This is a genomic window from Holospora obtusa F1, assembly GCF_000469665.2.
GTDB lineage: Bacteria > Pseudomonadota > Alphaproteobacteria > Holosporales > Holosporaceae > Holospora > Holospora obtusa.
In genome coordinates, this window is record NZ_AWTR02000027.1 from 1 (window position 1) to 24,415 (window position 24,415).

General features: G+C 33.5%; 20 protein-coding genes, 1 tRNA gene and 1 pseudogene. 11 read left to right on the forward strand and 11 right to left on the reverse strand.

The features are described from left to right. The 3 genes and pseudogenes from P618_RS01050 to P618_RS01060 all read left to right on the forward strand — a co-directional run. Nucleotides 1-228, forward strand: a pseudogene (locus tag P618_RS01050) (3-deoxy-8-phosphooctulonate synthase); the annotation flags it as partial. A gap of 753 nt (nucleotides 229-981) precedes the next feature. Then, the gene (locus P618_RS01055; RefSeq protein WP_021826953.1) at nucleotides 982-1,653 is read left to right on the forward strand and encodes a MarC family protein; all 672 of its coding nucleotides are present in this window, start codon (nucleotides 982-984) and stop codon (nucleotides 1,651-1,653) included. Then, on the forward strand, nucleotides 1,644-2,384 hold the full coding sequence (locus tag P618_RS01060; RefSeq protein WP_021826952.1) for a dihydrodipicolinate reductase C-terminal domain-containing protein: 741 nt from the start codon (nucleotides 1,644-1,646) through the stop codon (nucleotides 2,382-2,384). The genes P618_RS01055 and P618_RS01060 overlap by 10 nt, the downstream gene beginning before the upstream one ends. Nucleotides 2,385-2,712: 328 nt before the next feature. On the opposite strand, the gene P618_RS01065 is transcribed toward P618_RS01060, so the two are convergent. The 10 genes from P618_RS01065 to P618_RS01105 all read right to left on the reverse strand — a co-directional run bounded on the left by P618_RS01065 (nucleotide 2,713) and on the right by P618_RS01105 (nucleotide 15,955). Then, complete coding sequence (locus P618_RS01065; protein WP_021826951.1) at nucleotides 2,713-3,390, reverse strand: alpha/beta hydrolase family protein; 678 nt, start codon at nucleotides 3,388-3,390, stop codon at nucleotides 2,713-2,715. Nucleotides 3,391-3,993: 603 nt separating this feature from the next. Further along, on the reverse strand, nucleotides 3,994-4,671 hold the full coding sequence (locus P618_RS01070; RefSeq protein ID WP_021826950.1) for an ATP-binding cassette domain-containing protein: 678 nt from the start codon (nucleotides 4,669-4,671) through the stop codon (nucleotides 3,994-3,996). After that, nucleotides 4,656-5,306: an amino acid ABC transporter permease gene (locus tag P618_RS01075; protein WP_156918944.1), complete on the reverse strand. Its 651-nt coding sequence runs from the start codon at nucleotides 5,304-5,306 to the stop codon at nucleotides 4,656-4,658. The genes P618_RS01070 and P618_RS01075 overlap by 16 nt, the downstream gene beginning before the upstream one ends. Nucleotide 5,307: 1 nt before the next feature. Then, nucleotides 5,308-6,096, reverse strand: a complete 789-nt coding sequence (locus P618_RS01080) for an ABC transporter substrate-binding protein (protein WP_021826948.1) — start codon at nucleotides 6,094-6,096, stop codon at nucleotides 5,308-5,310. A gap of 556 nt (nucleotides 6,097-6,652) precedes the next feature. After that, nucleotides 6,653-6,754, reverse strand: a complete 102-nt coding sequence (locus P618_RS09060) for a transposase (protein WP_162147041.1) — start codon at nucleotides 6,752-6,754, stop codon at nucleotides 6,653-6,655. A gap of 1,053 nt (nucleotides 6,755-7,807) precedes the next feature. Then, a complete protein-coding gene (gene pheS / locus P618_RS01085) occupies nucleotides 7,808-8,893 on the reverse strand; it encodes a phenylalanine--tRNA ligase subunit alpha (RefSeq protein ID WP_021826946.1) in 1,086 nt (361 codons plus the stop codon). Between the two features lie 194 nt (nucleotides 8,894-9,087). Beyond that, the gene (locus P618_RS01090; protein ID WP_021826945.1) at nucleotides 9,088-12,210 is read right to left on the reverse strand and encodes an efflux RND transporter permease subunit; all 3,123 of its coding nucleotides are present in this window, start codon (nucleotides 12,208-12,210) and stop codon (nucleotides 9,088-9,090) included. A 10-nt stretch (nucleotides 12,211-12,220) separates the two neighbouring features. After that, the gene (locus P618_RS01095; RefSeq protein WP_021826944.1) at nucleotides 12,221-13,408 is read right to left on the reverse strand and encodes an efflux RND transporter periplasmic adaptor subunit; all 1,188 of its coding nucleotides are present in this window, start codon (nucleotides 13,406-13,408) and stop codon (nucleotides 12,221-12,223) included. A 1,162-nt stretch (nucleotides 13,409-14,570) separates the two neighbouring features. Then, nucleotides 14,571-15,365 carry an MlaE family ABC transporter permease gene (locus P618_RS01100; protein ID WP_021826942.1) on the reverse strand — a complete coding sequence of 265 codons (795 nt, stop codon included), beginning with the start codon at nucleotides 15,363-15,365 and terminating at the stop codon, nucleotides 14,571-14,573. Then, on the reverse strand, nucleotides 15,362-15,955 hold the full coding sequence (locus P618_RS01105) for a BON domain-containing protein (RefSeq protein WP_156918942.1): 594 nt from the start codon (nucleotides 15,953-15,955) through the stop codon (nucleotides 15,362-15,364). Before P618_RS01105 ends, P618_RS01100 begins: the two co-directional genes overlap by 4 nt. Nucleotides 15,956-17,002: 1,047 nt before the next feature. Here P618_RS01105 and P618_RS01110 point away from each other — a divergent pair. The 5 genes from P618_RS01110 to P618_RS01130 all read left to right on the forward strand — a co-directional run bounded on the left by P618_RS01110 (nucleotide 17,003) and on the right by P618_RS01130 (nucleotide 21,592). After that, nucleotides 17,003-18,799, forward strand: coding sequence for an ABC transporter ATP-binding protein (locus P618_RS01110; RefSeq protein ID WP_021826940.1), 1,797 nt, complete (start codon nucleotides 17,003-17,005; stop codon nucleotides 18,797-18,799). 132 nt (nucleotides 18,800-18,931) lie between these two features. Next, a tRNA-Asn gene (locus P618_RS01115) sits at nucleotides 18,932-19,003 on the forward strand. A 9-nt stretch (nucleotides 19,004-19,012) separates the two neighbouring features. Next, the gene (locus P618_RS06420; protein WP_075260866.1) at nucleotides 19,013-19,525 is read left to right on the forward strand and encodes a hypothetical protein; all 513 of its coding nucleotides are present in this window, start codon (nucleotides 19,013-19,015) and stop codon (nucleotides 19,523-19,525) included. Nucleotides 19,526-19,780: 255 nt separating this feature from the next. Next, entirely contained in the window at nucleotides 19,781-20,629 is an 849-nt protein-coding gene (locus tag P618_RS01125) for an outer membrane protein (RefSeq protein ID WP_021826939.1), read from the forward strand. Between the two features lie 93 nt (nucleotides 20,630-20,722). Beyond that, a complete protein-coding gene (locus P618_RS01130) occupies nucleotides 20,723-21,592 on the forward strand; it encodes an outer membrane protein (protein ID WP_156918943.1) in 870 nt (289 codons plus the stop codon). Here P618_RS01130 and P618_RS09065 read toward each other — a convergent pair. Further along, nucleotides 21,566-21,835, reverse strand: a complete 270-nt coding sequence (locus P618_RS09065; protein ID WP_420805311.1) for a hypothetical protein — start codon at nucleotides 21,833-21,835, stop codon at nucleotides 21,566-21,568. The two genes, P618_RS01130 and P618_RS09065, sit on opposite strands and share 27 nt — an antisense overlap. Between P618_RS09065 and P618_RS08755 the strand changes: the two genes are divergently transcribed. The 3 genes from P618_RS08755 (at nucleotide 21,794) to P618_RS01140 (ending at nucleotide 24,335) form a co-directional block, all read left to right on the forward strand. Further along, nucleotides 21,794-21,925, forward strand: a complete 132-nt coding sequence (locus P618_RS08755) for a hypothetical protein (RefSeq protein ID WP_275574321.1) — start codon at nucleotides 21,794-21,796, stop codon at nucleotides 21,923-21,925. The two genes, P618_RS09065 and P618_RS08755, sit on opposite strands and share 42 nt — an antisense overlap. A gap of 506 nt (nucleotides 21,926-22,431) precedes the next feature. After that, nucleotides 22,432-22,605, forward strand: a complete 174-nt coding sequence (locus P618_RS07670; RefSeq protein ID WP_021826936.1) for a hypothetical protein — start codon at nucleotides 22,432-22,434, stop codon at nucleotides 22,603-22,605. Further along, nucleotides 22,602-24,335 (forward strand): hypothetical protein, encoded by a 1,734-nt coding sequence (locus tag P618_RS01140; protein ID WP_024161024.1) that lies wholly within the window; start codon nucleotides 22,602-22,604, stop codon nucleotides 24,333-24,335. The genes P618_RS07670 and P618_RS01140 overlap by 4 nt, the downstream gene beginning before the upstream one ends. The last annotated feature ends 80 nt before the right edge of the window (nucleotides 24,336-24,415 follow it).

Below are 24,415 nucleotides of genomic sequence, written 5' to 3' on the forward strand. Positions count from 1 at the left end.
GCGAGTTCAGGAGAGCGTTGGTTTGTAGAACCTTTGTCTAGAGCAGCAATTTCAGTAGGAATTTCTGGGCTTTTTATAGAAACGCATCCGAACCCAGATAAAGCACTGAGTGATGGTCCTAACATGGTTCCATTAGCAGAGGTTCAGGAATTTTTAAAGCCTCTTATTGCACTAGACCAAGTGACCAAACGATGGCCTTATCAAAATTTTTCTAAAGAACCCGTATAAATCAGCAATTTATTTAACACAGTGCACGCTTACAAAATTCCTGAAAAAGTAATGGATATTTAGTTTTAGGCGCTTAATTGCAGAGGTAGTTTAGCATTCCTGAAGCATGATTCAGTCCGTGATCAATCATCTCTATTTGTAAACAATGCGCTTGTGAGAATGGTGTAAAATTTTATTATAGTTAATGTGTGAATTTTAAAGATCGATAACGTGATTTGGGTTACCCGTTCACGCTAAGCTCTTTCGCGCCCAAACGTGTGCTGTATAAGTTAGGAATATTAAGCACATTCTGAAAGGATGTGACCGCTTTCATAGATAACATTAAATTCAAAACGCATTTTTACATCTTCAAAGATGAAAAGGCTATCCGAATACAGTTAAATATAAGCTAAAGTTTGTGAATTAAGTAAAGTTCGGAACTCGGTTGATCGAAAGGAGAAGTTCTGAGTTATATGATCTTAGAATTTTTTTCTAGAAATCCCGCTGATTTTCATAAACTTTAATTTAATTAATTTACTATATACCAAAAATCAAAAATATCGCCAAATTTTTTCCGTCCTTGAACTTCAGATGTCTTACGATGTAGGCTTAAATCCCGTAGCTACAGCGTCTAGAAAAGATTTAAACAAAAAAATTGTAACAAAGTTTCGTGATTTTTAAAACTTTAATGCGCCCCCTCAAGAAAAACAGGGTGACAACGCGGGTAAAACAGTGTAAAATTGAAAATTAAGATATAAGTTATTTTATTGATCCATGGAAGAATTAAATTTTTTTTACGCCTTAGTTTCAAATTTATTAATAGTTGTTAATCCGTTTATTGTCGTTTCAGGATTTGTTGGATTATCTGGAGGGGCTTCTCAGAAACAACAAAGAGAGCTCGCAGTACGTGCTTCTGTTGTTGCATTAGGTATCGGGTGTGCTTTTGGTTTATTTGGAATGGGAGTGCTGGAAGGTGCAGGCATTACAATTTCAGCACTTAGAATTGCAGGAGGATTTCTTTTATTTCGTACAGCGTGCGCACTTGTTAGCGAGCAAAGTTCCGATGATGTTTCACAAAAATCTTCAAATATTTTACAATTAGCTGTATTTCCTTTAGCTTTCCCCACCATTATAGGTCCTGGTGCTTTGTGTATTATTGCAAATGCTTTAGGGAGTGTTCCAAACCCTCATATAGGATATACAGTAGGAATTGTGTTAGCAATAGCGATAACAGTGGGAGTAAATTTTTTGTTCCTGTGTATGGCCCCTCAAATTCTCAAACTATTAGGAAATAATATTTTGGAAATTATTAAAAAATTAGCAGGATTATTCTTATCAATGCTTGCTGTGCAAATTATGATTGGTGGGGTAAGCGAAGTTTATAAATCTTGGAAAGAAACACCGATTGCATGCACCCTTGATAAAAGAGAAGGTCAATGCGCTTAGGTGTTTTTGGAGGTCTTGGCAGACTAGGTACAAAAATTGTAGATTTGGCAAAAAATTACAATAATATAGATGAAATTTATGTAATGGATTTGAAGCAAAAAGAACAATCAATTAAAATTTTTAAAGATTTTATTTTAAAATGTGATGGAATTATTGATGTCTCAGGCGCTCAAGGTACAAAATGTTTGTTAGATACATTTTTAGATTACGGTTCACAATGTGATCCAAAACTCTTAAAAAAATTTTTAGTTATTGGTAGCACAGGGCATACATTAGGCGTTCAAGAAATGGTTTCTAACATTATTGGTTTTTGCTCTGTCCTTTATGCTCCTAATGCTTCACTATCTTTGTGGAATTTTTTACGTTCTATTGTATTACTTGCACAAACATTGGGACCTGATTGGGATGTTCATGTCCATGATCATCATCACAAATTTAAAAAAGATGCTCCTTCTGGAACTGCCTTGTATTTTATTCAGCACTTAGAATCTGCATGTCCTTGGTTAAAACAAAAAATTCAATGGAGCTCTATTAGAGGGGGTATTGGAGTCATATTAAATTCTGTAATTTTTTCTGGAAATTGTGAGGTGATCCAATGCACACATCAGGTGATGGACACCTATGTATTTGCAAAAGGATTGCTGGATATGGCGCTGTGGATACAAAATTGTGAAGCAGGTTACTATGATGTTCAGCAGTATCTCTTGTCTTTAAAAGTAAATTTTGCATAGTACCCCTAACTAAATTCAGGGAGATTGCGTTCTTTTTTTAGGTGTTGATTAAAAAATTTTTATTTTCAATAAAATTTAAAAAAACGAGATAAAAAAAGGTCAACAAGGCGTATATACCTTTTCCCTTCCGACAAAGTTTCTTTATATCCCCTCTTGCTCACACTACAGTAAATTAAACTAAGAATTATAATGAATGAGCAAAGCACGACACTCAGTTAATTGAAGGGGTGTTTTTAGCTATATGATTTTAGAATTTTTTTATAGAAATTTCACTTATTTTCGTAAACTTTAATTTAATGTACTATATTTATAATAAATAATTTTTGGATCAAATTTTAAATTCAGGTTCTAAGTATTGATATAGTCGCTGAAATGTACCTTGATCGGAAGCGGTATCGGCAAGACTAAAGCGTAAAATTTTTATATTTGTATTACTTGGAAAAGGATATTTTGAATTATTGAGCAAAATGATTTTAGAAACTAAGTTTGGGTAAAGGGAAGAAAAATTCATCAAAATATCACTACTACACTCATGTCCAATCAAAATAAGATTTTTCAAATTTAACTGAACATTATTATATTTTTTCTCATTTTCTTTTATAAATTTTATGTCATACAATATATTTTGGGATTTTTTTTTAAGGTCCAAGTAAGAAAAATTTTTAAATATAGTTTGATCTTTAACAAAAATTTTGTCTTCATTAACTGTATGTGGATACTGAATAAACGGCTCTGATTGCACAATCACCACAAAAAACCCCCGTGACGCTAATACCTTACTTATAAATATGTACTCTTTTAGCGCGATACATTTGTTGGCATGAACAACAATTAAAGGAAATTTTTTATTAACAGCCCCCTGATACATTAATATTCCTCTATCTTTATTTAAAACAAACGCGAATCCTACTGCTTTATTTTTTTTATAAAAATAGCTCCCTATAATCGAAACAAAAACTGTCAATACCCCCATAAAAATAATTAAATATTTAGAATTAACTTTCATTTTTTTCTTTTTTAATTGATATCACGAGTTTCATCATTTGTTTTGATGACATCAATGAGTTTAAAGGCCAAGAATGTCATAAGATCATGACATGTACTATCTTATTGATACACAGTCACATCTCTCTTGCAGAGATTAAAGGATTATGCTCTAAAATCAATTTAAGATATAAAAAAATTTTATCATTATTTTATAAAAAAAAATAAATAATGCATTTTGTTTATAAATAATTTTTCAAAAAATGTTCAATAAAACAAAATATTCAAAAAAATATTTTTAGATTTGATCAAAAATTTTTTCAATTTAGAGCCCTTTTTCAATCAAATATCTTGCCATAAGTAAAATTTCTAGCTACCACCATAATTGTTCCATCACATACGTTCTCTTTTGCACAGACCTACCAACAAATTCTGAGTTTTTCTTCTTAACAGCTTGTATTATCCTATTTTTTTTTCAATAGACGGTTACTACCCAACATTAATTTTTATATCTCAAAAAAAACAACCTTCATGGTAGCTAAAAAGTATTGAGAACACAAAATTTCGATTAAACTTCAGTCCACATAAACAGTATTGATATATTTAGACACACATATATAAAATATTAATCACCCGTTTTATAAAATTGATAAAGAGACGATTCATGAAATCCACTTTCTTGAGTAGATACATCCAAGACAATCGATCCATGACGCATCATCACAATTCGGTGAGAAAGTGTACAAAGAAAATGCAAATCATGAGAAGCAATTAATAATGCCACCCCCTTTTCATGGACTTGCTTTAGAATTTGTATAACACTTTTTGTTGTACTACGATCTAACCCAGATGTAGGCTCATCACATAATAAAAGCTTTGGATGCATGATCAACGCACGTGCCAAAGCTGCTCTTTGTTTTTGCCCCCCAGACAATCGATGTGGGTATACATTTTTTTGTGATAAAATTCCTAAAGACTGTAAAAGTTCTTGAGCACTTTTTAAGCATTCCTTTATTTCTGACTGATTATTTGCTTGACGCAAAGGGGCGTATGTAACATTTTCCCACACGGTCATATGGGGAAATAATTGAAAATCTTGAAACATAAAACCAGTATTAACTGGACGCTGAATCGTTCCTTCGTTTAAGAGCTCTATCCCTTGAATACACCGCAACAGGGTGGATTTTCCACTCCCAGAGGTTCCTGCAAGCCCCACAATCTCAGGATCAGAAATTTTTAAATTTAAGCTCTGGAGAATGCACGCTTCACCAAAACATTTTGTCGCATTTACGATATCGACCATGAGAAACGCCTCTTTTCTATATATCTTCCCAAATACTCAATACAAAGTACTATTCCGTAATAATAAGCTCCAGCAATAATTAAGGGGGAAAAATACGTAAATTGCATGGATCCCATGTGTTTTGCACATTTCAAAATATCCTCCCCTCCAATCGTAGAAATCAACGCAGTTTCCTTCAGTAATGCAATAGATTCATTAACAAAAGAAGACCACACATTGCGCAAAACTTGAGGAATTATAATATCTTTCCACATATAGTACGTACGGATTCCCAGAACTTTTGATGCCTCAAATTGTCCAAAAGGTATCCCTTCAATGCCAGAGCGAAAAATTTCTCCTGTGTAAGCAGCAGAATTTATTCCAAGCGTAATCATTCCCGCTCCTAAAAACCCTATATGTGCCCCCCCTAAACTGGGGAGCGTAAAATACACAAAGCTCAATTGTAATATGACGGGCGTTCCACGTAATACGGAAATACCAGAATCAATAAAACAACCAAAAATTTTCGAAAAACGTCTTAATATCGCCAAACCGATACCTAACGGAGCTCCTATTACAAACGCTCCTAAAAAAAGAGGAAGTGTTACTCCTAATCCTTTTCCAATAAAAAAAATCTGCTCTAATATTGTCATCAAATTAATCAAGATGATACTTATGTTTGAGCTTTTCTATAGCTCCATTTTTTTCTAGTACTTTTAAGGCTTCATTAACAAGTTTAAAAAGAGAAGAATTTTTCGGAAACGCAATACCGTAACTATTTATACTATTCCCAATTGGAAGGCAGCTCAATTGAATATTTTTACGACAAAAAGTTTTTGCTTGATAGCCATCCAAGATGACAACGTCAATTCTTTCAGATTTTAGCGCTTCTACTAACGGCAAATTTTCATCCATAGTTATGCATTTTTCATCAGGATGCTGTGTTTGTATCCAGTTTTCCATAGTCGTCCCCATTTGACAACCAAATATTTTACCTATTTTTTTTTCATTTTTTGTGTAAAATACTTTCTTAAAATAATCAAGGTCTGATTTTCGAAAAAGTGCATAAAGTTTTTGGGTATAATAGGGGCGAGAAAAATCTATTTTTTTCTTTCGTTCAGAAGTAATGGCTATAGTAGAAATTCCTATATCTGCTCGTTTTGTTTCAAGCGCTGCAAAAATAGAACTAAATTCAAAAACTTCAAAAACAACTCGTTTTTTTAAATTTTGCGCAATCAAACGGACTAAATCAATATCAAACCCTTTTAAGCTTCTTTCCGGAGTGTAATACTCAAAAGGAGGGTAATCCGCGCACGTTGCAACAACTAAACTACGCGCATCGTTAGAATTTTTTTTAGAGGTGCACGCCATAATACATACACTTCCTAGGGGTAAACAAAAAAAATAAAAAAAACGCAAATTCACAATACCTAAAATTCTTTGCACATACAATCACTCTCCTTTCATTTATACATGAAACATAAAAAAAAAACAATCAACGGAACGTTTGAAGTTAAACCATTTTGATCGATATATAAATTAGGTGGATACGTAGTTAAAAGTTTCGACACTGTAAAAGGTTGAAATTTTAATAAAAACTACTGCGTAAATCTTCGTTTATTCTCAAAAAAGTTTTTCCGTTTTCTTATCTTACGCAAAGCCCTTTTTTATGTTTACGATTCCTGAGCATAGGTTTTGCGTTTATTGCGATTTCGATTATTCATTATCTTTGAATAGACCTGCTGCGTCAGTATGATTTTATGTAAATTTTATGAAAAAATATGGGATTAATGGTCTAAAGTAAGTGCATAGTAATTTAACTTGAAAACGGGACAAGGAGATGCTATTTTTAAGAGAAAATGACAAAAAAATAATACAGCTTAGATCCAAGGGAACGAGTAATATAATATAGTAGTTTAGCATGGAAATGGGATTTAAAAGAATGCGACAATAGCTTCGTAAGGTTTATCAAACTGGTTAATTTGGTTCGTACCACATCTTTTCATATGACGGGTGAGTATGGCGGTAAAAAGATCACTTGACAACCTACAGATTCGATCAACTTTTTCGCTCTTTGTGATCTATGAAATCCAGCATTATCCAATTTGCCCAGGTTCTAATTTTTTAATCCATACCTTTTTTACCCAAGCTTCAAATCATTTTGTACGATAAGAACAATTAAATACCAAAGGTGCTAACATACCCAGCTATAATAGTTACCGTTCTTTTTGGCAGCAAGCTTTTTCCTCTTTCTGCCCCATCCCGCGTTCTGCACAAATAGTCATCTCAATACCGCTTTCATCAATATATACAAGACTCTCTGACAATATGCCTTTTATAGTTTCTTTATATCGCCTTCATTTTTCTTGGCTTGCTTGCAAATAGGTAAAGACTTTTTTTATAGTTAAAGCCTAGTTTCTTTAACCGCCGATACACAGAATATACTAGCATTAAATAGTTTTGCTATCTTTTGCTCATTTTTTTATCCTCATTGACCTTCGACATAACCCCTTAGCTTCTCTGGGGCTATTTTGCCCTTTTTGCCTAAGCGAGGTTTAGCTCTAATGGTCCATGCCTTCTTGGTACCTGATTCATCAGCTATTTACGTTACTTCTTGGACATCTTGTCTTGATTATTACCAAGATTAATATATTCTATTACTTGTTCCCTTAGATATAAGCTGTAGTGTTTTTTTGTCGTTTTCTCTTAAAAATAGCACCCTATTATCCCGTTTTCAAGTTAAATTACTATAAGAACCAAATTAACCAGTTTGATAAATTTTACGAGGCTATTGCCGCATTCTTTCAAATCCCATTTTCATGATAAATTAGTATATATTATTCAATTAGTGCTTTTTTTACTTTATTATAATTCAACTGCTTTTACTATAAACGCTCTATACCTAAATTGTAAAAGCATGGAAAAAATCATAACTATAGATAAATCATAAATATAGGTAATAGCTTTGAAGGATAGAAAAAAAATTTGAAGAACAAAACTCAATCTACGAAGCAACTCTAGTGAAAAAGCGCAAACTCATCTGTTATACAAAACTATAGCATTCAATCAGGCTAATTTGGAAAATTTTTTTAGCTTTTAAAAGAACCAGATAATTAAAAACAAACGTCTGTAGCAAAAAGCATAAGACGTCTTTACATCAAATTTTGTCTTGTTCTTGAATACAATCCAAATTTTCATTATTAATTTTCTGCGATAAAAAAGTATTTAAAAAATTCTGAACACTTAAGTTTGAAAGCCAAGTCTGATGATTTTTATAAAATTCTCGTATATCTTGAACGCCGTAACGCAACATAGTCAAACGCTCTAACCCCATACCAAAAGCATATCCCTGGTAAGTTTTTGGACAAATATCACAACGCATTAATATTTTCTGATGTACCATACCACATCCTAAAATTTCTAGCCAATGACTGTCTCCATCTAAAATAATTTCCCCCCCCTCTTTCCGATAACCAATATCTACCTCGCAAGAAGGTTCTGTAAAAGGAAAAAAGCTAGGGCGAAAACGCAAAGAAATCGGTTTTAAAAAAAATCTTTCCAAAAACATCTGCAAGACACCTTTGAGTTCTGCCATGTTGGCTTCCCTTGAAACAACTAGGCCTTCAATTTGGTGAAACATCGGCGTATGCGTTTGATCATGATCAGAACGATACACGCGCCCTGGAGAAATCATTTTTAGCGGAGGTCTGTTCTGTTCCATAGTCCTAATCTGAACAGGACTAGTTTGGGTTCGCAGAACTCCTTTTGGAAGATAGAATGTATCTTGTTCAGCACGAGCCGGATGCCCCTCAGTAACATTTAAAGCATCAAAATTATAAAAAGTCGTTTCGATCTCTGGTCCATCCATCCAAGAAAAGCCCATTTGTTGAAAAATTTTCACGACATCCCAAAGAACTTCATTAATTGGATGAAAAAATCCTTTTTGGACAGAAATTCCTGGCAACGTCACATCCACACGCTCCTTAAGAAGCTGAGCGTTTAAAGCAAACTCTCTTAAATCATCTTCTTTTTTTCCTAACACTTCTAAAATCATTTTTTTAAGAAAATGAATTTTTTCCCCCTCCTCTTTTCGTTTTTCAGAAGTCAACCCAGACAACGCCTTAAGTGCCTGAGTAAATTCTCCTTGTTTTCCAAAATATTTTTGTCTTAATTCTTGAAGATCCTCCAAAGTATTGATTTTTTTAATACTCTCTAAATAGTGATCTAATGAATGAAAAATCATCGAAACATAAAAATTTTGGTAGAATTGTAGCACATATTTTTATTTTTTGTCTATAACATTCTTCAAAACTAAAAAAAACGTGCTTTCGTGATCTATTACGATAACGCCACGTTAAAAGCTACAAAATCACTTTGCTGATTTCGTAGCTTGAACAGTCAGAAAAAACCCAATTACACGATGTATCAATAAAAAACTTAACTAATCTTGTAAATTTTTTCTTTTATTTTCATGAAAAAGAACAATACGCAAGGAATAACAAACAACGTAAATAACGTTCCTATAGTCATTCCACCAGTAATGACCCATCCAATTTGTTGACGCGCCTCATACCCAGGACCTTGAGCAAAAGCCAGAGGGATAGACCCTAAAACCATCGCCAATGTGGTCATCAAAATAGGTCTCAACCGTAAACGACACCCTTCTAAAATCGCTTCTTTTAAGGGAAGACCTGATTTACGTGCTTGATCAGCAAAATCTACCAAAAGAATTCCGTGTTTCGTAATCAACCCAATTAACGTAATCAAACCAATTTGTCCATAAATACTTATCATTCCTAAAACTGCCGCCAACGTTAACACACCACCTGCAAGCGCAAGAGGAACAGTAATCATAATAATAAATGGAGATAAAAAGCTCTCGAATTGCGCAGACATCACCAAAAAAATAAATACAATCGCTAACCCAAAAACTAAATAAATATTTCCAGATTCTTTTTGCAAACTTCTTAGCTCACCTTCAGCCCTTAATTCAAAATCTGTAGGTAACTGTACGCGTCTTTCAAATTCTTCATACACAGACAGCGCAGAAGCACCTTTTTGTAAATAAGCTTTCAAAGTATAGGAGCTTTTTCGATCTGTACGATAAATGATAGAATCACCAGATTTCTGTTCAAAAGAAACTAGCTCTCTCAAAGGAACCATAGCTATTTCATTTTTTGCATCCCTTCCTTTAATGAAAAAATGCGGAATTTTTTCTAAATCTCTTTCAGAATCAGGAAGCTCTAATACAACATCATACATCCGTTTATCTTTTTCAAAATAAGATACTTTAGTTCCACGAAGAAAAATTCTTAAAGTTTCAAAAATTTCCTCTGGCGTCAGACCCAACTGAGAAATACGATCTCTGTGCACTTTTACATTGTACCCAACTTCTTCCATAAGTTCATTATTATCAACCCAATCGATTCCAGGAACTTCTTTTAATAATCGACGCAATTTTCTGCCTTCTTGTCTCAAAGATTCCGAAGATTTGTCGCTGAGTAAAACCATTTCCAATTCTCCCGCACTATCCGTACGACCACCTATTGGTGAAGAGTTGACACATCCTGAGTAAACCTCCGCGCCCGCAATACGTTCTTGAAAAAGCATGTCTAATTCTTTAACAATATCTTGACAAACACGCGTTCGCTGTTCCCAAGGTTTAAGCGTAACCCGCCCAACACTATCCCCCATTTGCATAATAAGCAACCGATTTGTAGTCTCTGGAACCCCTTTTAATACCCCATCAATAGGAAGCGCAAGCTTTTCAAGGAACTTCAAATTTCGCGTACTAGGAGGAAACATCCGAACTCTCACAATACCTTCATCAGAAGCAGGAATTAACTCTTTCTTTAATCCTGTATACACCCAACCTGCGAACACAGATAAAGACAAAGCGCCTATCCAAACAATATTCATATGGTTCAACGCACGGCTAACACACGTGACATAAAAAGACTCCATCTTTTCAAGAAACGTATCTATACCTTTAGAAACATACTCCAAAGGTTTCCATCGAAACGATGTGTGCGCCCGAACAAGAACAGAACACATAGACGGAGACAACGTCAATGCCACTACTCCAGAAATCAGAACTGCCCCTGCTAAAGTTAACGCAAATTCTTTAAACATTTTTCCAATCGTTCCCGGAATTAACGAAATCGGTGCATATACGGCGGCTAACGTCAATGTCATCGCGATAACAGAAAATCGAATTTCTCTACATCCCAAGCGCGCTGCCTCAAGACGCCCCTTTCCTTGCTCTAAGTAACGATACACATTTTCTAAGACAACGATAGCGTCATCTACCACTAAACCAATAGCTAAAACCATAGCAAGCAAAGACAATACATTTATACTGAACCCAAGTAGATTCATGATAAAAAAAGTACTAATTAAAGAAATAGGTATCGTAATTAAAGGAACAAGAGACGAAGAAAAAGAACGCAAGAAAATAAAAATTACGATTAAAACTAAGATAATGGATTCAAAAATCGCACGATACACCTGATTAATAGAACGTTTAATAAAAATTGATTTATCAAGTGCTACATGAATTTTTATATCTTTTGGAAGCGTTTTTTTAATACGCTCCAAACGTTCATACACGAGTTTAGAAATATTAATTGGATTGCTGTTAGGCTGTGGAATAACTTGTACAGCAACGACAGGACGACCATTAAAAAAAACTTTATGATCTTCCTCTTCTTGTCCCAAATGAATCTTTGCCAAATCCCCTAAACGAACTCTATGTTGCGCTCCATAATGAGCTCCTTTTCCTGCGGGAACTAAAAGCTCTGCAAATTCTTCTGGTCGAGATAACAAACTTTGAGCCGTCAAAGAAAATTGTCGATTTTCTTCTTTAAGATACCCCAATGCTCTTTCGACACTAGATTCCTTAATCAATCGGCTTAATTCAGAAGCCCCTATATGATACGAGTATAATTTTTCTCGGTCCAATGTGATTTTCATCTGGAGATCACTCCCCCCGATGACTTCCCCCACCGCCACACCAGGAACACTTTCGATAGCACCTTTTAAAGTTCTAGATGCAATTGCGTATAAATCTGTCAAAGGAACGTGCTCTTCTCCTTGGACAACCAATTCCATAACGGGAAGCGCATTTGAATTACCTTTTGTCACATAAACTTTTGAATTTTCTGGAAGTTTTTCGTTAACTCGAGACAAGATTTCTCTAACATCCGCTGAAGCAGCATCCATTGAACGATTTTCTTCAAAAATTAGCCACGTATTGCTTTCATTTTTTTGAACCTCAGAACGCATACTACTTAAAGACTGCAGAGAAACAAATGACTCTTCTAAAACTTTCGTAATTTGTTCTTCTATCACACGTGCAGCACCACTAAACGTTGCACGCACAGTTAAAGAAGGGCGTTCTACAATGGGATATTGGCGCGTTGAAAGTTGAAAAAAACCGACAATCCCAAGAAGCACCATAATAATGTTCACCACCCAAGAAAACACTGGGCGATCAATAAAAAAATCCGTAAAAGAACTGGTAGATTTTTCAGGATTTAAAGGAGAAGATGGAATTTGCATAAAACACTCCTTATTCTTTTGCAATAATAACTGGAAGACCGTCTTTGATCATTTCTGCAGGCTCTGTAATCACTTTATCTCCTTCTTCGATACCACGTAACTTTTCACCGATGCTAGTCAAGCCTTTTAACTGAGGACCTGGGGTCACTGAAACTGCCTTAGCAATAAAAACTTTTTCTCCGTTTAAGACTTCCCCAGAATCCTTAACAACATAAACAACATATTGACCACTGTCAGGAATCACAGCTTCCGTAGGAACTAAGAACGCAGGTGCTGCATCTTTAAGTGTGACGCGAACCTTAACAAAAGTTCCATCCTTGTAAGAGGTATTTTTCTCTGAAACATTTGCAGTAAATTTGACCATGTGTGAGACAGGATCCGAAAAAGGTTCTTGCGCACTAACAGTTGATTCTAAAGGCAAAACACCATCTCCTTCCATTTGAATTAAAACTCTTTGACCGACCTTTACTAAATCAGCATCTCCTTCAGATAACTCAAAAGCAACAATTGTTTCATCTGAAACAATCGTCCCAACTTCTTGCCCTTGCTGAACCGCGGATCCTGGACTCAGTTGCTTTCCGTTGGTTTGAAAAAATCCAACACGCCCAGTAAATGGAGCTTTGATTTTCATGCTATCGTCATTAACTTTTGCTTTTTCTAGCTCTAAAGCAGCAGACTCCATTTCTGTGTGAGCCTTTTCTACCTGAGCATAAGACCAAATCTTTTTTTCATACATTTCTTTGCTACGCTGATAATCAGACTTTTTTCCTGACAATTGCACCATAGCCCAACGAACCTGAACCTTTGTATGATCATCTCGTAACTGAATCAATAACTGATTTTTTGAAACTCGACTTCCCGCCATTACAAAAATAGTTTTAACAATACCTGGAGACTGAAAAATTAACGGAGCAGAATACTTAGCTTTAATATTTCCGCTAACCGAAATGACTCGATCAACATTCATTCGCTCTACAGGCTTTACAATAACAGACAAAGGGCGACGACCTTTATTTACTTCTTTTTTTGTATTACAGCCTTCTAAAAAAATAAAACCACCCCCCACGAAACAACTAAAAACGACGAGCCTCAAAAAATTCTGTATAGAATTTTGAGTAGTGTTCTGAACATTTTTTTTTTGGTAAAATTTTTGTTTGTCTTTTTGCAAAGCAAAACCAGGATTGTATTGATTTTTCATAAAAAAATAACTTTAGATTTGGTACCTATGATGCATGATTTTCTTGAAAAAATCTAGTGGAAAAAATAATATTTAATAAAATTTAATATTTTGAAGAATTGCACGATTAAATATCCACAAATCAACTATATTTATTCTGTAAAAACAAAACACGAATTTTTTAAAAAATATAAAATGATCATTATATATATCATAAAAAAATTTTTATTCTAAACGAATACTTTTTCATTATTGTCTCTAATTTATTTCAACTCTAAAAATACATCTATTTAACGCCTTGAATTTCATGTGCTCGATCAATTTTGATTAAAATTCATAATTTTTTTAATAAACTTACTGTGTAAATCGCCATTTTATCCTCTAGAAAGCGCTTTTCTTTTCTACTTATACGAGGCCATTTGTTCATATTTTCGATTCCTGAGATAAAAATAAAATTAGAGGATATAGCATGTGTATTGGGAGCTTTCATACTCTTGAATGTGTGGCTAAACATGTGTTCGACTTTGATCCTACCTTCTTCCCTACAAGCCTCTTAGAATCTTTAATCCCAAAGCATGAAAATGTCGCAATAAGCTCTATATTTTTTTAAATGTTTATTTTGGTACGCAAAAATTACACTCAAAGGCTTGTCCTTTATGGCCTGAAGCGATTAAGTTAAAGCTTAAGAATGTAATACTTTTCTAGAAGAACATTCTAAGATCCTATAGCCGAATTTTTCTATTTTCAATTACTGAGTGTCGCGCTTTTATTGTTCAAAATTTAATTTACTATGCATTACTTTATTCGGGATGAGTATTTTTATTCACGCAATATTAAATTTTTGCGCCAAAGGATACCAAAATAATTCCTCCTAAACCTATCGAAATCTAGATCAAAAAACTGCCATACGACAGAGGAATACATTTCCCAGTATCCGCGTATCGTTGAATACAAAAACGTTTTCATCCCGAAATAACGCGCTTTAAATGACCTCATATCAGGTAACGCTCCACAAAATATACTTTTATATCTTTTTGGGCTTACTAATTTTTGTATATCGTAAAAATAGGGGATTTTTTTTGATCTGTAACTTTCCCTATTTTTTTATACATTTTTTCAAAATTTATGTTTATACAACCGATTTAATGTTATTGTTTATAAATAGCGCAAAAACGCTATTCTTTCAGTTAGGATAAAAAAATGTCACCCAATAATTCGTAAATAATATAAAAAGAGAAGAAATAACCACACTTCTTTGCGCAGAAACCCCCACTCCTAACGCACTGGGAGGCGCATTTAATCCTTCATAACACGCTACAAAAGCGGTTAAAAGTGCAAAAATCAAAGATTTGCAAATTCCAATTCCAATATCATTCCACTGAATCAAAGTCCAAGCATGCCACACGTATTGAGAGCCGCACATTCCTTGCTTGAAAACACACGTAATATATCCCCCCAAAATTCCCATCACATCTGAATACAACGTTAACAAAGGGAGCGCACAAAGAACAGCAAAAATTTTAGGACGTATCAGATAGTACAAAGGAGAAACTGCCACGCTAATTAAGGCATTAATTTGATCTGTGATCACCATACTAGATAGCTCAGACGCTATAGAGGATCCGAGACGACCTGCCATCATTAGGCCAGCAAGAATTGGGCCTAACTCTCTGAAAATTGAAAATACGACCAATTCAACTTGAACTCCAGAAATATCTAGTCCGTGCATAGATTTTGCACTTTGCAAAGCCAAAACCATTCCGGCACATATCGAAGTCATTCCTACAAGCGGCAAAGAATAGAAAAAATACTGCGAAAACAAAACGAAAAAAATTTTTAGATTCATAAAAGGTCCCTTACCAGAAAAACATATCTTGGCAAAAAATATCCCTCTTTTACCCGTATTTTGTAAAAAAATCAAAAATTTTGTCCCTACAAAAATACTTACTTTGCTCCATAATGCATATCTTTTTTTCATATTTTTTTATCCTGTAACGTATTTGAATTTTTAAAATTTATAAAATATTTTACATCTTTCAAAGCAAATTGATCAACATAATTCCGAAATCGTTTGAGTTCTTGAGGACTGGAAGCGCTTCCTAATACATACAGAACTCCTTTAAATACTCTAATCATGTAGTTTGATGATTTTATTTCATCATCTAAAAAAAGACTTGCTTTAATTTTTTTCTCCATTACGCCATCATTGACGTAGTCTGTAAAATATTCTTCCCCCACTAACAGCTCATTCCATACCTTATTGACTCCATCAACGTGTTTTGCGATTTTTTCTGCCTCAACTTTTAATTTTTTTGTAGAAACACTCCCAACTAATAACACATTATTCTGGTAAACGAGCGTTTCTATTCCGTCCAAAGCTCCAGAGTGATGCAATAAAAAATCTTGAGAAATTTTAATCCGAATTACACCGTCATTCCAAGTTTCTGAAAGCGTTCTATTTTGAGAAGTAAACGGTAAAATTCCACATCCCTGCACCCCCAACACAGTCATGCACACACAAAAAAAAGCACAAAAATCGCGCTTAAACATATGCTTCAAAACAATCAATAATTAAATCCATAGCCTCTAAGCGTATATGCAAGTCTTAAAGTCGTCAAGGCTTTTTTATCAATACCTGAAATAGTTCTTCACATACCTACGTTTTTTGATATACAACAAGTGAAGTTGTGTTTTACTCAAATCGCTTTATTCTAAAAAAAAGATGCTAAGATCAGATACCCAAGAACTTCTCACTTTGATGAAGCAATGCCGAGATTCATCCCCATTTTTCGATTCGAAAACCAAAATTTAATTTACTATAATTAGATAATTATTTTGTATTACACGATGATAATAATTTCCAACATTTGAACATTTTTTGGATCAAAATATCCCATTTGATGTCAGCGTTAAGTAGAATATTTCAGACTACAGGCGTTTATTGTCTCAACCAGATCGTAAATCAAGTTAAGGCTTATGAATAAGTAAAGTACGACATTCAGTCAATCAAAGATAGAGATTCTCAAATATATAATCTTAGAATTTTCTTCTAGAAATAATGCTTATCTTCTTAAATTTCAACTTAATTTACCACATGCAAATTTTTCAGAGACGCTTATCTTCTTAAATTTCAACTTAATTTACCACATGCAAATTTTTCAGAGACACATGGCCTTCAAGGGGATCAAAAATTTCGCTTTGGTATTAAGGCCGATCAACACGTGTTCAAATGCAAATGTTCCAAGATACTCAAAGATCACTACTCTACATTTATAAGATCAAACACGCTACGGTAACATTTAATATAAAAGACGCTACAGAGCTTTTACGACACAAATTCAACACATCCATATACACCACCCACGTATCTATTAAAGATCATCACATAAATAATTAAGAAAAACACTGGCTAAAATGAAATATCTTTTGACAAACAAAATACAATTTATGATTTGGTTTTAATAAAAAGCTAATATTTTTTCATATACATATTTAGTGAGAGCAATGTTTTTTTTAAATTTAAAAAATTTATTAAATAAACGGCCCCGATCCTTTGTTATTTACGAAAAATTTTCTTATAATGTAAACTGACTGTATAGCAAAAAAGATTACATCTTGAATGATTTTTGGATAAAAGTAACAAAAACTAATTCGGAATATCGCACGCTGGGACGCCTTGTTAAGATGTATTTAGTTCCTCAAAAAAAATACTTTATATTAGGAACTATCAGTATGCTCTTGACCGCAGGAACTACTGCAATTCTTGCGCAATATTTAAAACCTATCTTTGATGACATTTTTGTTGCGCATCGAAAAGATTTATTAATATGGATCGGTATAGGAATATTATTTGTTTTTTTTATTAAAGGAACTGCTGAATATATCGGAGAGCGTTGCCTATCAGCCATGGGATACACGTTAGCAACTCAATTACAAAATGATGTTTTTGCGCGTATGGTACATTTTAATTTAGATTTTTTCAGAAATCATCACGAAGCACGATGTGCAAACATTTTTTCCCAAGACATAGGTATTGTAAGAGAAACTCTTTTACAAAGTTTAAGCACACTAAGTCGAGATGTATTTATGGTGTTAAGCTTAATCGTCGTTTTGTTAAAAGAAGATATGCTACTATTTCTAAGCGCTTTGTTCATTTTTCCTATTATGGCAGGATTATTACGTATCTGTGGAAAACGTGCAAAGAAAATATTTTTTCAAATTCAAAACCTAAGCTCTGAACTGCAGCAATTTTTTCAACAAGTTTTTCACCAAATCATCATGGTAAAAGCTTATGGAACAGAAGAATATGAAAAACAACACCTCAAGGAGTGTACAGAAAGAATTTTAAAAGAATATAAAAAAGCCGCAAAAATACAAGCACTGATTCATCCGTTTATGGAAATTTTAGGAGGAGTCATCATTGCAAGTATTATAATTTATGGAGGACACCGAGTTATTCAAGAAAAACAAACGCCAGGATCGTTTTTAACTTTTATTACAGCATTATTTTTTTTATATCGCCCTATAAAAAATATTTTACAAGTACACACACGCCTTCAGTCTTGTATAGTCAGCGGAGAACGCATTTTTAACGTACTAGATCAGCCCCTTAATCTTAAAAAAAATTCCTCAACGATTGGTAACAAAAATATATTTTTGGGCAATATTACTTTAGAAGACCTAACATTTGAATACACCTCCTGTCAACCTGTGTTGCAGCACATATCGTGCGATTTTCAAGCAAATAAACACTATGCCATCGTTGGCCCGAGTGGATCTGGGAAAACAACTATTTTTTATCTTTTATTACAATTATATTTTCCAAAAGTTGGACGCATTCTTTTTTCCGGAAAAGACGCATTACTCTATTCACCCGAATGGATTCGAAATAATATTGGGTTTGTTAGTCAAGACATTACATTATTTGACACAACTATTCAAAATAATATTTCTTACGGAAGCACAAACGTTTCAATAGAATCTATCCGTCACGCAGCAGAACGTGCACAAATATCCGCGTTTATAGATCAACTTCCTCAGGGCTACAATACCCAAGTAGGTCCCCATGGACTGAAATTATCTGGAGGTCAACGTCAACGCCTTGCTTTGGCTAGAGCTCTTTTAAAACAAAGCCCTATCTTATTACTTGACGAAGCAACCTCTGCTTTAGATACCGCCATTGAAGAAAATATTCGTCAAGGATTACGAAATTTGAACTATTCTTGTACTCAAATTTACATTGCTCATCGTTTAAGCAGCATTCAAAAAGTAGACAAAATTTTTGTCATGGCTCAGGGAAAAATTCGTGAACAAGGAACGCATTTGGAACTTTTGACGCTACAAGGAATCTACGCTGATTTGTGGGAAAAATCAAAATTAGAGGATTTTTCAGTCGCACAATTAATAAAATAAGTATTTTTTAACTTTTTTCTTATGCTAATTTGATGAACGTCAAATCGCAATAAATTAGAGCGTTTTGCATGAAATAATTTCACAAAGGGGTATAGACAACAGAAGAAAGTTTAGTGTATAATACAAACATGGTCCTCGGTAGCTCAGTGGTAGAGCATGCGGCTGTTAACCGCCAGGTCGCTGGTTCGAATCCGGCCCGGGGAGCTTGTTTTTGTGTCTCGTTTTTTTTTCCTTTTATTTTCTATATTTTTGTTAAGTTCTTGTGATTCTGTATTAACCCCTAAAGTTAAACAGTGTTTTTCTAGGGTGTATATAGAAGAAATTCCGGGGTACTCAGGAGTTTTATTAAAGTCTGTCTTACAACGTATGTTTTCTGGATCGGGTTGTGATCGGGACTATACGCTTTCGATTGATATGGAAACCTCAGAAAATGCTTTAGAGATGGGGAAAGACGCGAAAATAGCTTTGCTTCATACTATTTTAAAAGCTTCTTTTACGTTAAAGCATTGTCAGAACATTGTACATAAAGGCCAAGTAACTGCGTGTTACTACCGCACATTAACACCATCTTTTTATGGACAAACTTCTGCTCAATTTTATGTTTCTCAAGAAGGTGCTCAACACATCGCACAAGAAATCTTTGCAGAACTTGGGAGGTTTTTTCACGCACGAGAGAAAAAACTTAAAAAAATATCAAAAGTCAATAAGTTTTCTAATATTTTTTAAATTTATTTGTTTTGAAAAATGATTCAATCATTGTTAATTTTTTTTATTACTAAAAAAAATAAATTTAATTAAATTAAAAATTAATTTTCAAGTAGAGAATAATAAAAATATTTTTCGAATTTATTAAAAAAATGTTTGTTGTATGTTGTAAAAAAAACATTATTAAAAAGATATTATAGAAAAATTCAATTTTTTAAGCATTTTCACGTTTTTTTGACATAATGTTAATGTAGTTAAAAAAAAGGATATTTTACAATGAACAAACAGTTTAAATCGGTATTTTTTTCGTGTCTTTTAGCTTTCGTTGTGCATGCAAAAGAATCCGGCTTTCAATCTGGCATAGGTTTCACGGTAGGACTGGGAACCGCTAGCTCTTCCACACAAGCAAAAGATGGTGCAGGAAGTGACCTTGATTTTAAAGGGTTTAAATTAAAAAGCATAAGAGATGGTCACGTCATTCACGAACGAACGGTGGGAATCCCGAATAATTATACAAATTTTACTGAAAAAGGTGTCGTTAAATCACGCTCTGGATTTTCTTGGCATTTAGGTATGTTAATGCAAAAAAAAGTTGATTCTTACACTTTTGGAGTTCGTTGGATATTCGGAGAAAATAATTCTTCTTCTAAAATTAATTATACGTCCGGAAAAATTTTTATGCAGAATACACTTGGAGGCCCTGTCGTTGAAAGAATACTAGGAGTACTGAAGGAATCATCAACTAATTTCCGTTTAAAAAATAAATGGTTCACTTCTTTTATTTTTGAATTTGGGTATCTTGTTGGAAAAAGAGTTCAATTATTCGCAGGCCCAGGTGTTGTGTTTCAACGTCAAAAATTGTCTTGCGTCAATGAATTTGGAAAATCTTCTTCCGGATTATCCAAAACGGTTTCAGGTCCTATGATTGCTTTGGGTGCTCGATATGCTCTAACTCAGCGAATGGCATTAGGGTTGGAATACCAACGTCAATGGTTGAATAAAAGGACTTGGCATAAAGTCTCTAAAATTCTCCCCCAAGATGCCTATGCTTATGGAATGCCTACATTAAAAACAAACAATAATCTTTTCTTAGTAACCTTGAGTTACATGTTTAGCTCAAAATAATGTTTTAAGTGTAAAAACATTGTAGAATACGCACGGCACTGTTAAAATTCTGACACAGTGCAGCGCGTTGAGCGCAATTCAAAAGAATATTTGATGAGTGTTTGTTTTAAATTAATTTTTTTTACCTGTTTTTTAGGAAGTTTTGTTTATGCAAAAGAATCTGGATTTCAGTCCGGTATAGGGTTTACGTTGGGACTGGGAACCGCTAGCATTGCCACCCGAGCACGAGATGGAGCAGAGATAAGTAAATTTAGTACCAGCGGAAGTTTAGTAAGAGATATTGTGGATGATCATGCTTTGGGATGGAATGCAATTGGAAATTCGGAAACTTTAATAGATTTTGGTCAAAAAGGAATTGTTAAGACTCGATCAGGCTTTTCTTGGCACTTAGGTGCGTTGATGCAAAAAAAAATGGGAAATTACTTTCTTGGATTTCGATGGATTTTTGGATTTAATCATGATTCTTCAAAAATATCGTATCCAGCTGGAAAATGGAGCATAGAAAGTATCTGGCGTGGACTAATTGGGGCAGAAGAGAATTATCTTGGAGATAATTACGGTGTATTAAATGATTCGGCAATGAGTTTTTCTTTAAAAAATAAATGGTTCAATTCTTTTATTTTTGAGTTAGGATATTTTGCTATCAATAAAATTCAGCTTTTTCTTGGCCCCGGAATTGTATTACAACATCAAAAATTTTCTTATATCAATAAATCTGGAGAATCTTTAGGAGGATTATCTAAAACAGTTGCAGGTCCCATGATGGCTTTTGGCGCCAGGTATGCTTTAACTCAACGTATTGCTCTGGGTTTAGAGTACCAACGTCAGTGGCTGAATAGAAAAACTTGGCATCAAGTTTCTAAAATTATTCCAGATAATATCATTTCTTATGGAATGCCTACATTAAAGACAAACAACAATCTTTTTTTAGTAACGTTAAGTTATATGTTTCGCGCAAAATAATATGTTTAGCCCTAACAACGTATGGTTTGGATGATGATTAGAATTTGACGTGTTACGTTCAAATTCTAATATGATAATATCAAAGGAAGGCTGATATTTCAATGATTTCAGCTTTATTTGATGATTATAGTACAGCACAAAAGTCATCATATGGCGCTTTAGCTCATCGAGGTTTTTGTAAACAGAAGCCTTTTTTGTGTAGTGTTTGAGGGATCTATTGGTGACTTCGACCTGAACGTTGATCCAAGGATGCTTGAATTTGGTGAGTCTGTGTTCAATATTATGCTTCTTGCACATCGTTTTGGCCTCAGGTGTAGTGCAAGCAGTCCATAGGTGAATTGCGCCCCATTGTCTGTGAGAATTTTCGTTATTTTAAAAGGACAATGGGGGATCGGATTTTTCAAAAATGCACTTGACTCGTTAACCGACGCCTTTGAATGCAGCTCGACATAAACGTACTTTGTGGCCCGATCAATGGCCATAAAAAGGTCGCATTTCCCTTGTCTGTGAGGACCTTCTGTACTGTCAATACGAACAAATTCAAAGAAATACATTTCTTTTTTTCAGGAGTCAACACTTCTTTTTTGGGTAAGATTATTTAGTCTTTTGAGGCATCAATGCAGATTAGAGCCCATGAGATTGGGAATCTTCTCTTTCAAAGCACTATAAACATCAGTTACCAAGCTTAATATATTTTATTACTTTTTCCCTTAGATTTAAGCTGTAGTGTTTCTTTGTCATTTTCTATTAAAAAACCATCTCCTTTCTTTAAAATAAAATTGACATTTTATTTTCTTATGTTAATATATTATTATATTAAAAACATTCGAAGTATAATTATGATAAATGTAAAGTTTTTTTTTATTTCTTTTATAGGTTTATTAGTTTTAGAAAGTAAAAGTATTTCTGCAAAAGAAAATAAAGAACAGATAAATAGCGATCAAAATGTAAACAATTTATCAGAAGCGGTTGATCTACTAAAAAAAGATGATGAAAATATAATTCATTCGTGAACGCAATAAAATTACTTGTATCTAAGAAAGCAGATGAAGATGTGATATTTTTAAAAAAGGCGCTTCAAGAGAAGAATTTAAGCACACTATTAAAGAAAAAATTTCAATCATTTTTTTTGAATGGGTCACCCCATTTAATTCTGGATTTGTTAGACCGTATATTATCAAAAGGTAACTGTTGGGAGATAGCTCAAATAATCATTAGTCATATTAGTCTTGGAGCTAAAAACTTTCGTGCCGATAATGGTCTTTTTCAATGTAAACGAAATTTTAACGAACATAGAAATCATATAAATGATGAATATAATGCATTTATTTCACACATTTTATCACACGATAATCATGTTGAATTAGCAAAGGCTTTTATAAAAAATATAAATTGGAAAGAATATAAAGATTTTCTTCACGAAGAAGACGAATTTCGAACTGTGTCTACCCTTTTATCCAAATACGTTAACCCAAAGCTTTCTAAAATATTTTTTCAGTCGATTGAGTGGAAAAATCTTTTTGAGCATAAAACAACTGGGGATATCGCTAACATACTCTCAAGTCCACATTGTAACCCAGATTCTTCTGAAATTTTAGAAAAAATTTTGAAATTAATAAACTGGAAGCAAAGAAAAAAGAACATTAAATCGTGGGATGTCAGTGCATTTCCAGATCAATATTCTAGAATTTATAAAACAGTACTGTTCAACGCTGGCCCATTTGTAGGATTGCTTTTTGATGAAAAAGATTTCGAGGCAAATATCAAAGGTCTTCAATTTAACGAAGATTATACTGCTAACGTATTAAAAAACTTTCTTTATTTAAGAAATGAAAAAATAGAAAATTTTTTATTATCGAAAATAAATTTTTCAGATTCTGCTGTTTCACAAGTATGGAACATGTGCCTAGAAAAAACAAACATCCTTGTTAGAAATCCATTTGAATACACATTTGAATACAAAGATACCACAGCTCTTACACATCTTTTGTTAAATTTAGATTTTTCAAGAGGCGAAGAAACTCTTGAGAACAAAACTTTGATTGCGTTAAAGACTCTGGCATCTTCTGATTGTGTTTATGCTGAAAAAATGTTGGATAAATTGATTTATAGTCGAATGTTAAACGGTGCTTTTTTGGAAGCGAATTTTTGTAAATTTTTTTATAACTTTAAATTCTCAAGCAAAGAAGATACAATAGAATATGTTTGTAATAATTTACATTTTGAAAGAATAAATCCTTGGAATTCTAGAATAATAAAGAAAAGAAATATTCGAAAATTTAATGAATTGTCTAAGCAATTGCTTTATACGTTGGTTTATACACAAAATCAAGCGGTTGCCAGGAGGGTTCTTAAAATTAATTTTTGGGAGACGCTTTTAGACGAAGATTTATTTAATCTATTTCTTAAAAGCAACAGTATAAACACGGGAAGAGCATTAGTAACGCAAGTGTTAGGGAGGTGCGTGCTTCAACCCAATATGCTAAATCAAGAGGTTAAGAAAAAAATTTTAAAAGTACAAGAAAATTCATCTTTTAAGGGAAAAAATTTTGAGGAGATTCATGATACATTGAACATTGTTCTGGACTCTTCTTTGACTAATGATACAAAAAAAGTCATTGATCAGATTGATGGTGACACTATTCATTACGAAAAATTTTTACGTGAACAATTTCTGGTTTGTATGAGATCTGCGTATCCTGAAACTGTGCAATACTTAATAACTGATGTTACGCAGCAATAGTTGATTTCTGCTTGAAATAATCATATTTTTCGTCCGTAAGTTTTTAAGGACAAAACATGAAACTGGATCTTCTTGATATG

Excerpts from the sequence above, each read along its gene's own strand:
- P618_RS01055 (WP_021826953.1), top strand. The coding sequence starts at position 982 with ATGGAAGAATTAAATTTTTTTTACGCCTTAGTTTCAAATTTATTAATA.
- P618_RS01060 (WP_021826952.1), top strand. The coding sequence starts at position 1,644 with ATGCGCTTAGGTGTTTTTGGAGGTCTTGGCAGACTAGGTACAAAAATT.
- P618_RS01065 (WP_021826951.1), bottom strand. The coding sequence starts at position 3,390 with ATGAAAGTTAATTCTAAATATTTAATTATTTTTATGGGGGTATTGACA.
- P618_RS01070 (WP_021826950.1), bottom strand. The coding sequence starts at position 4,671 with ATGGTCGATATCGTAAATGCGACAAAATGTTTTGGTGAAGCGTGCATT.
- pheS (WP_021826946.1), bottom strand. The coding sequence starts at position 8,893 with ATGATTTTTCATTCATTAGATCACTATTTAGAGAGTATTAAAAAAATC.
- P618_RS01090 (WP_021826945.1), bottom strand. The coding sequence starts at position 12,210 with ATGCAAATTCCATCTTCTCCTTTAAATCCTGAAAAATCTACCAGTTCT.
- P618_RS01095 (WP_021826944.1), bottom strand. The coding sequence starts at position 13,408 with ATGAAAAATCAATACAATCCTGGTTTTGCTTTGCAAAAAGACAAACAA.
- P618_RS01100 (WP_021826942.1), bottom strand. The coding sequence starts at position 15,365 with ATGAAAAAAAGATATGCATTATGGAGCAAAGTAAGTATTTTTGTAGGG.
- P618_RS01125 (WP_021826939.1), top strand. The coding sequence starts at position 19,781 with ATGAACAAACAGTTTAAATCGGTATTTTTTTCGTGTCTTTTAGCTTTC.
- P618_RS01130 (WP_156918943.1), top strand. The coding sequence starts at position 20,723 with ATGAGTGTTTGTTTTAAATTAATTTTTTTTACCTGTTTTTTAGGAAGT.
- P618_RS07670 (WP_021826936.1), top strand. The coding sequence starts at position 22,432 with ATGATAAATGTAAAGTTTTTTTTTATTTCTTTTATAGGTTTATTAGTT.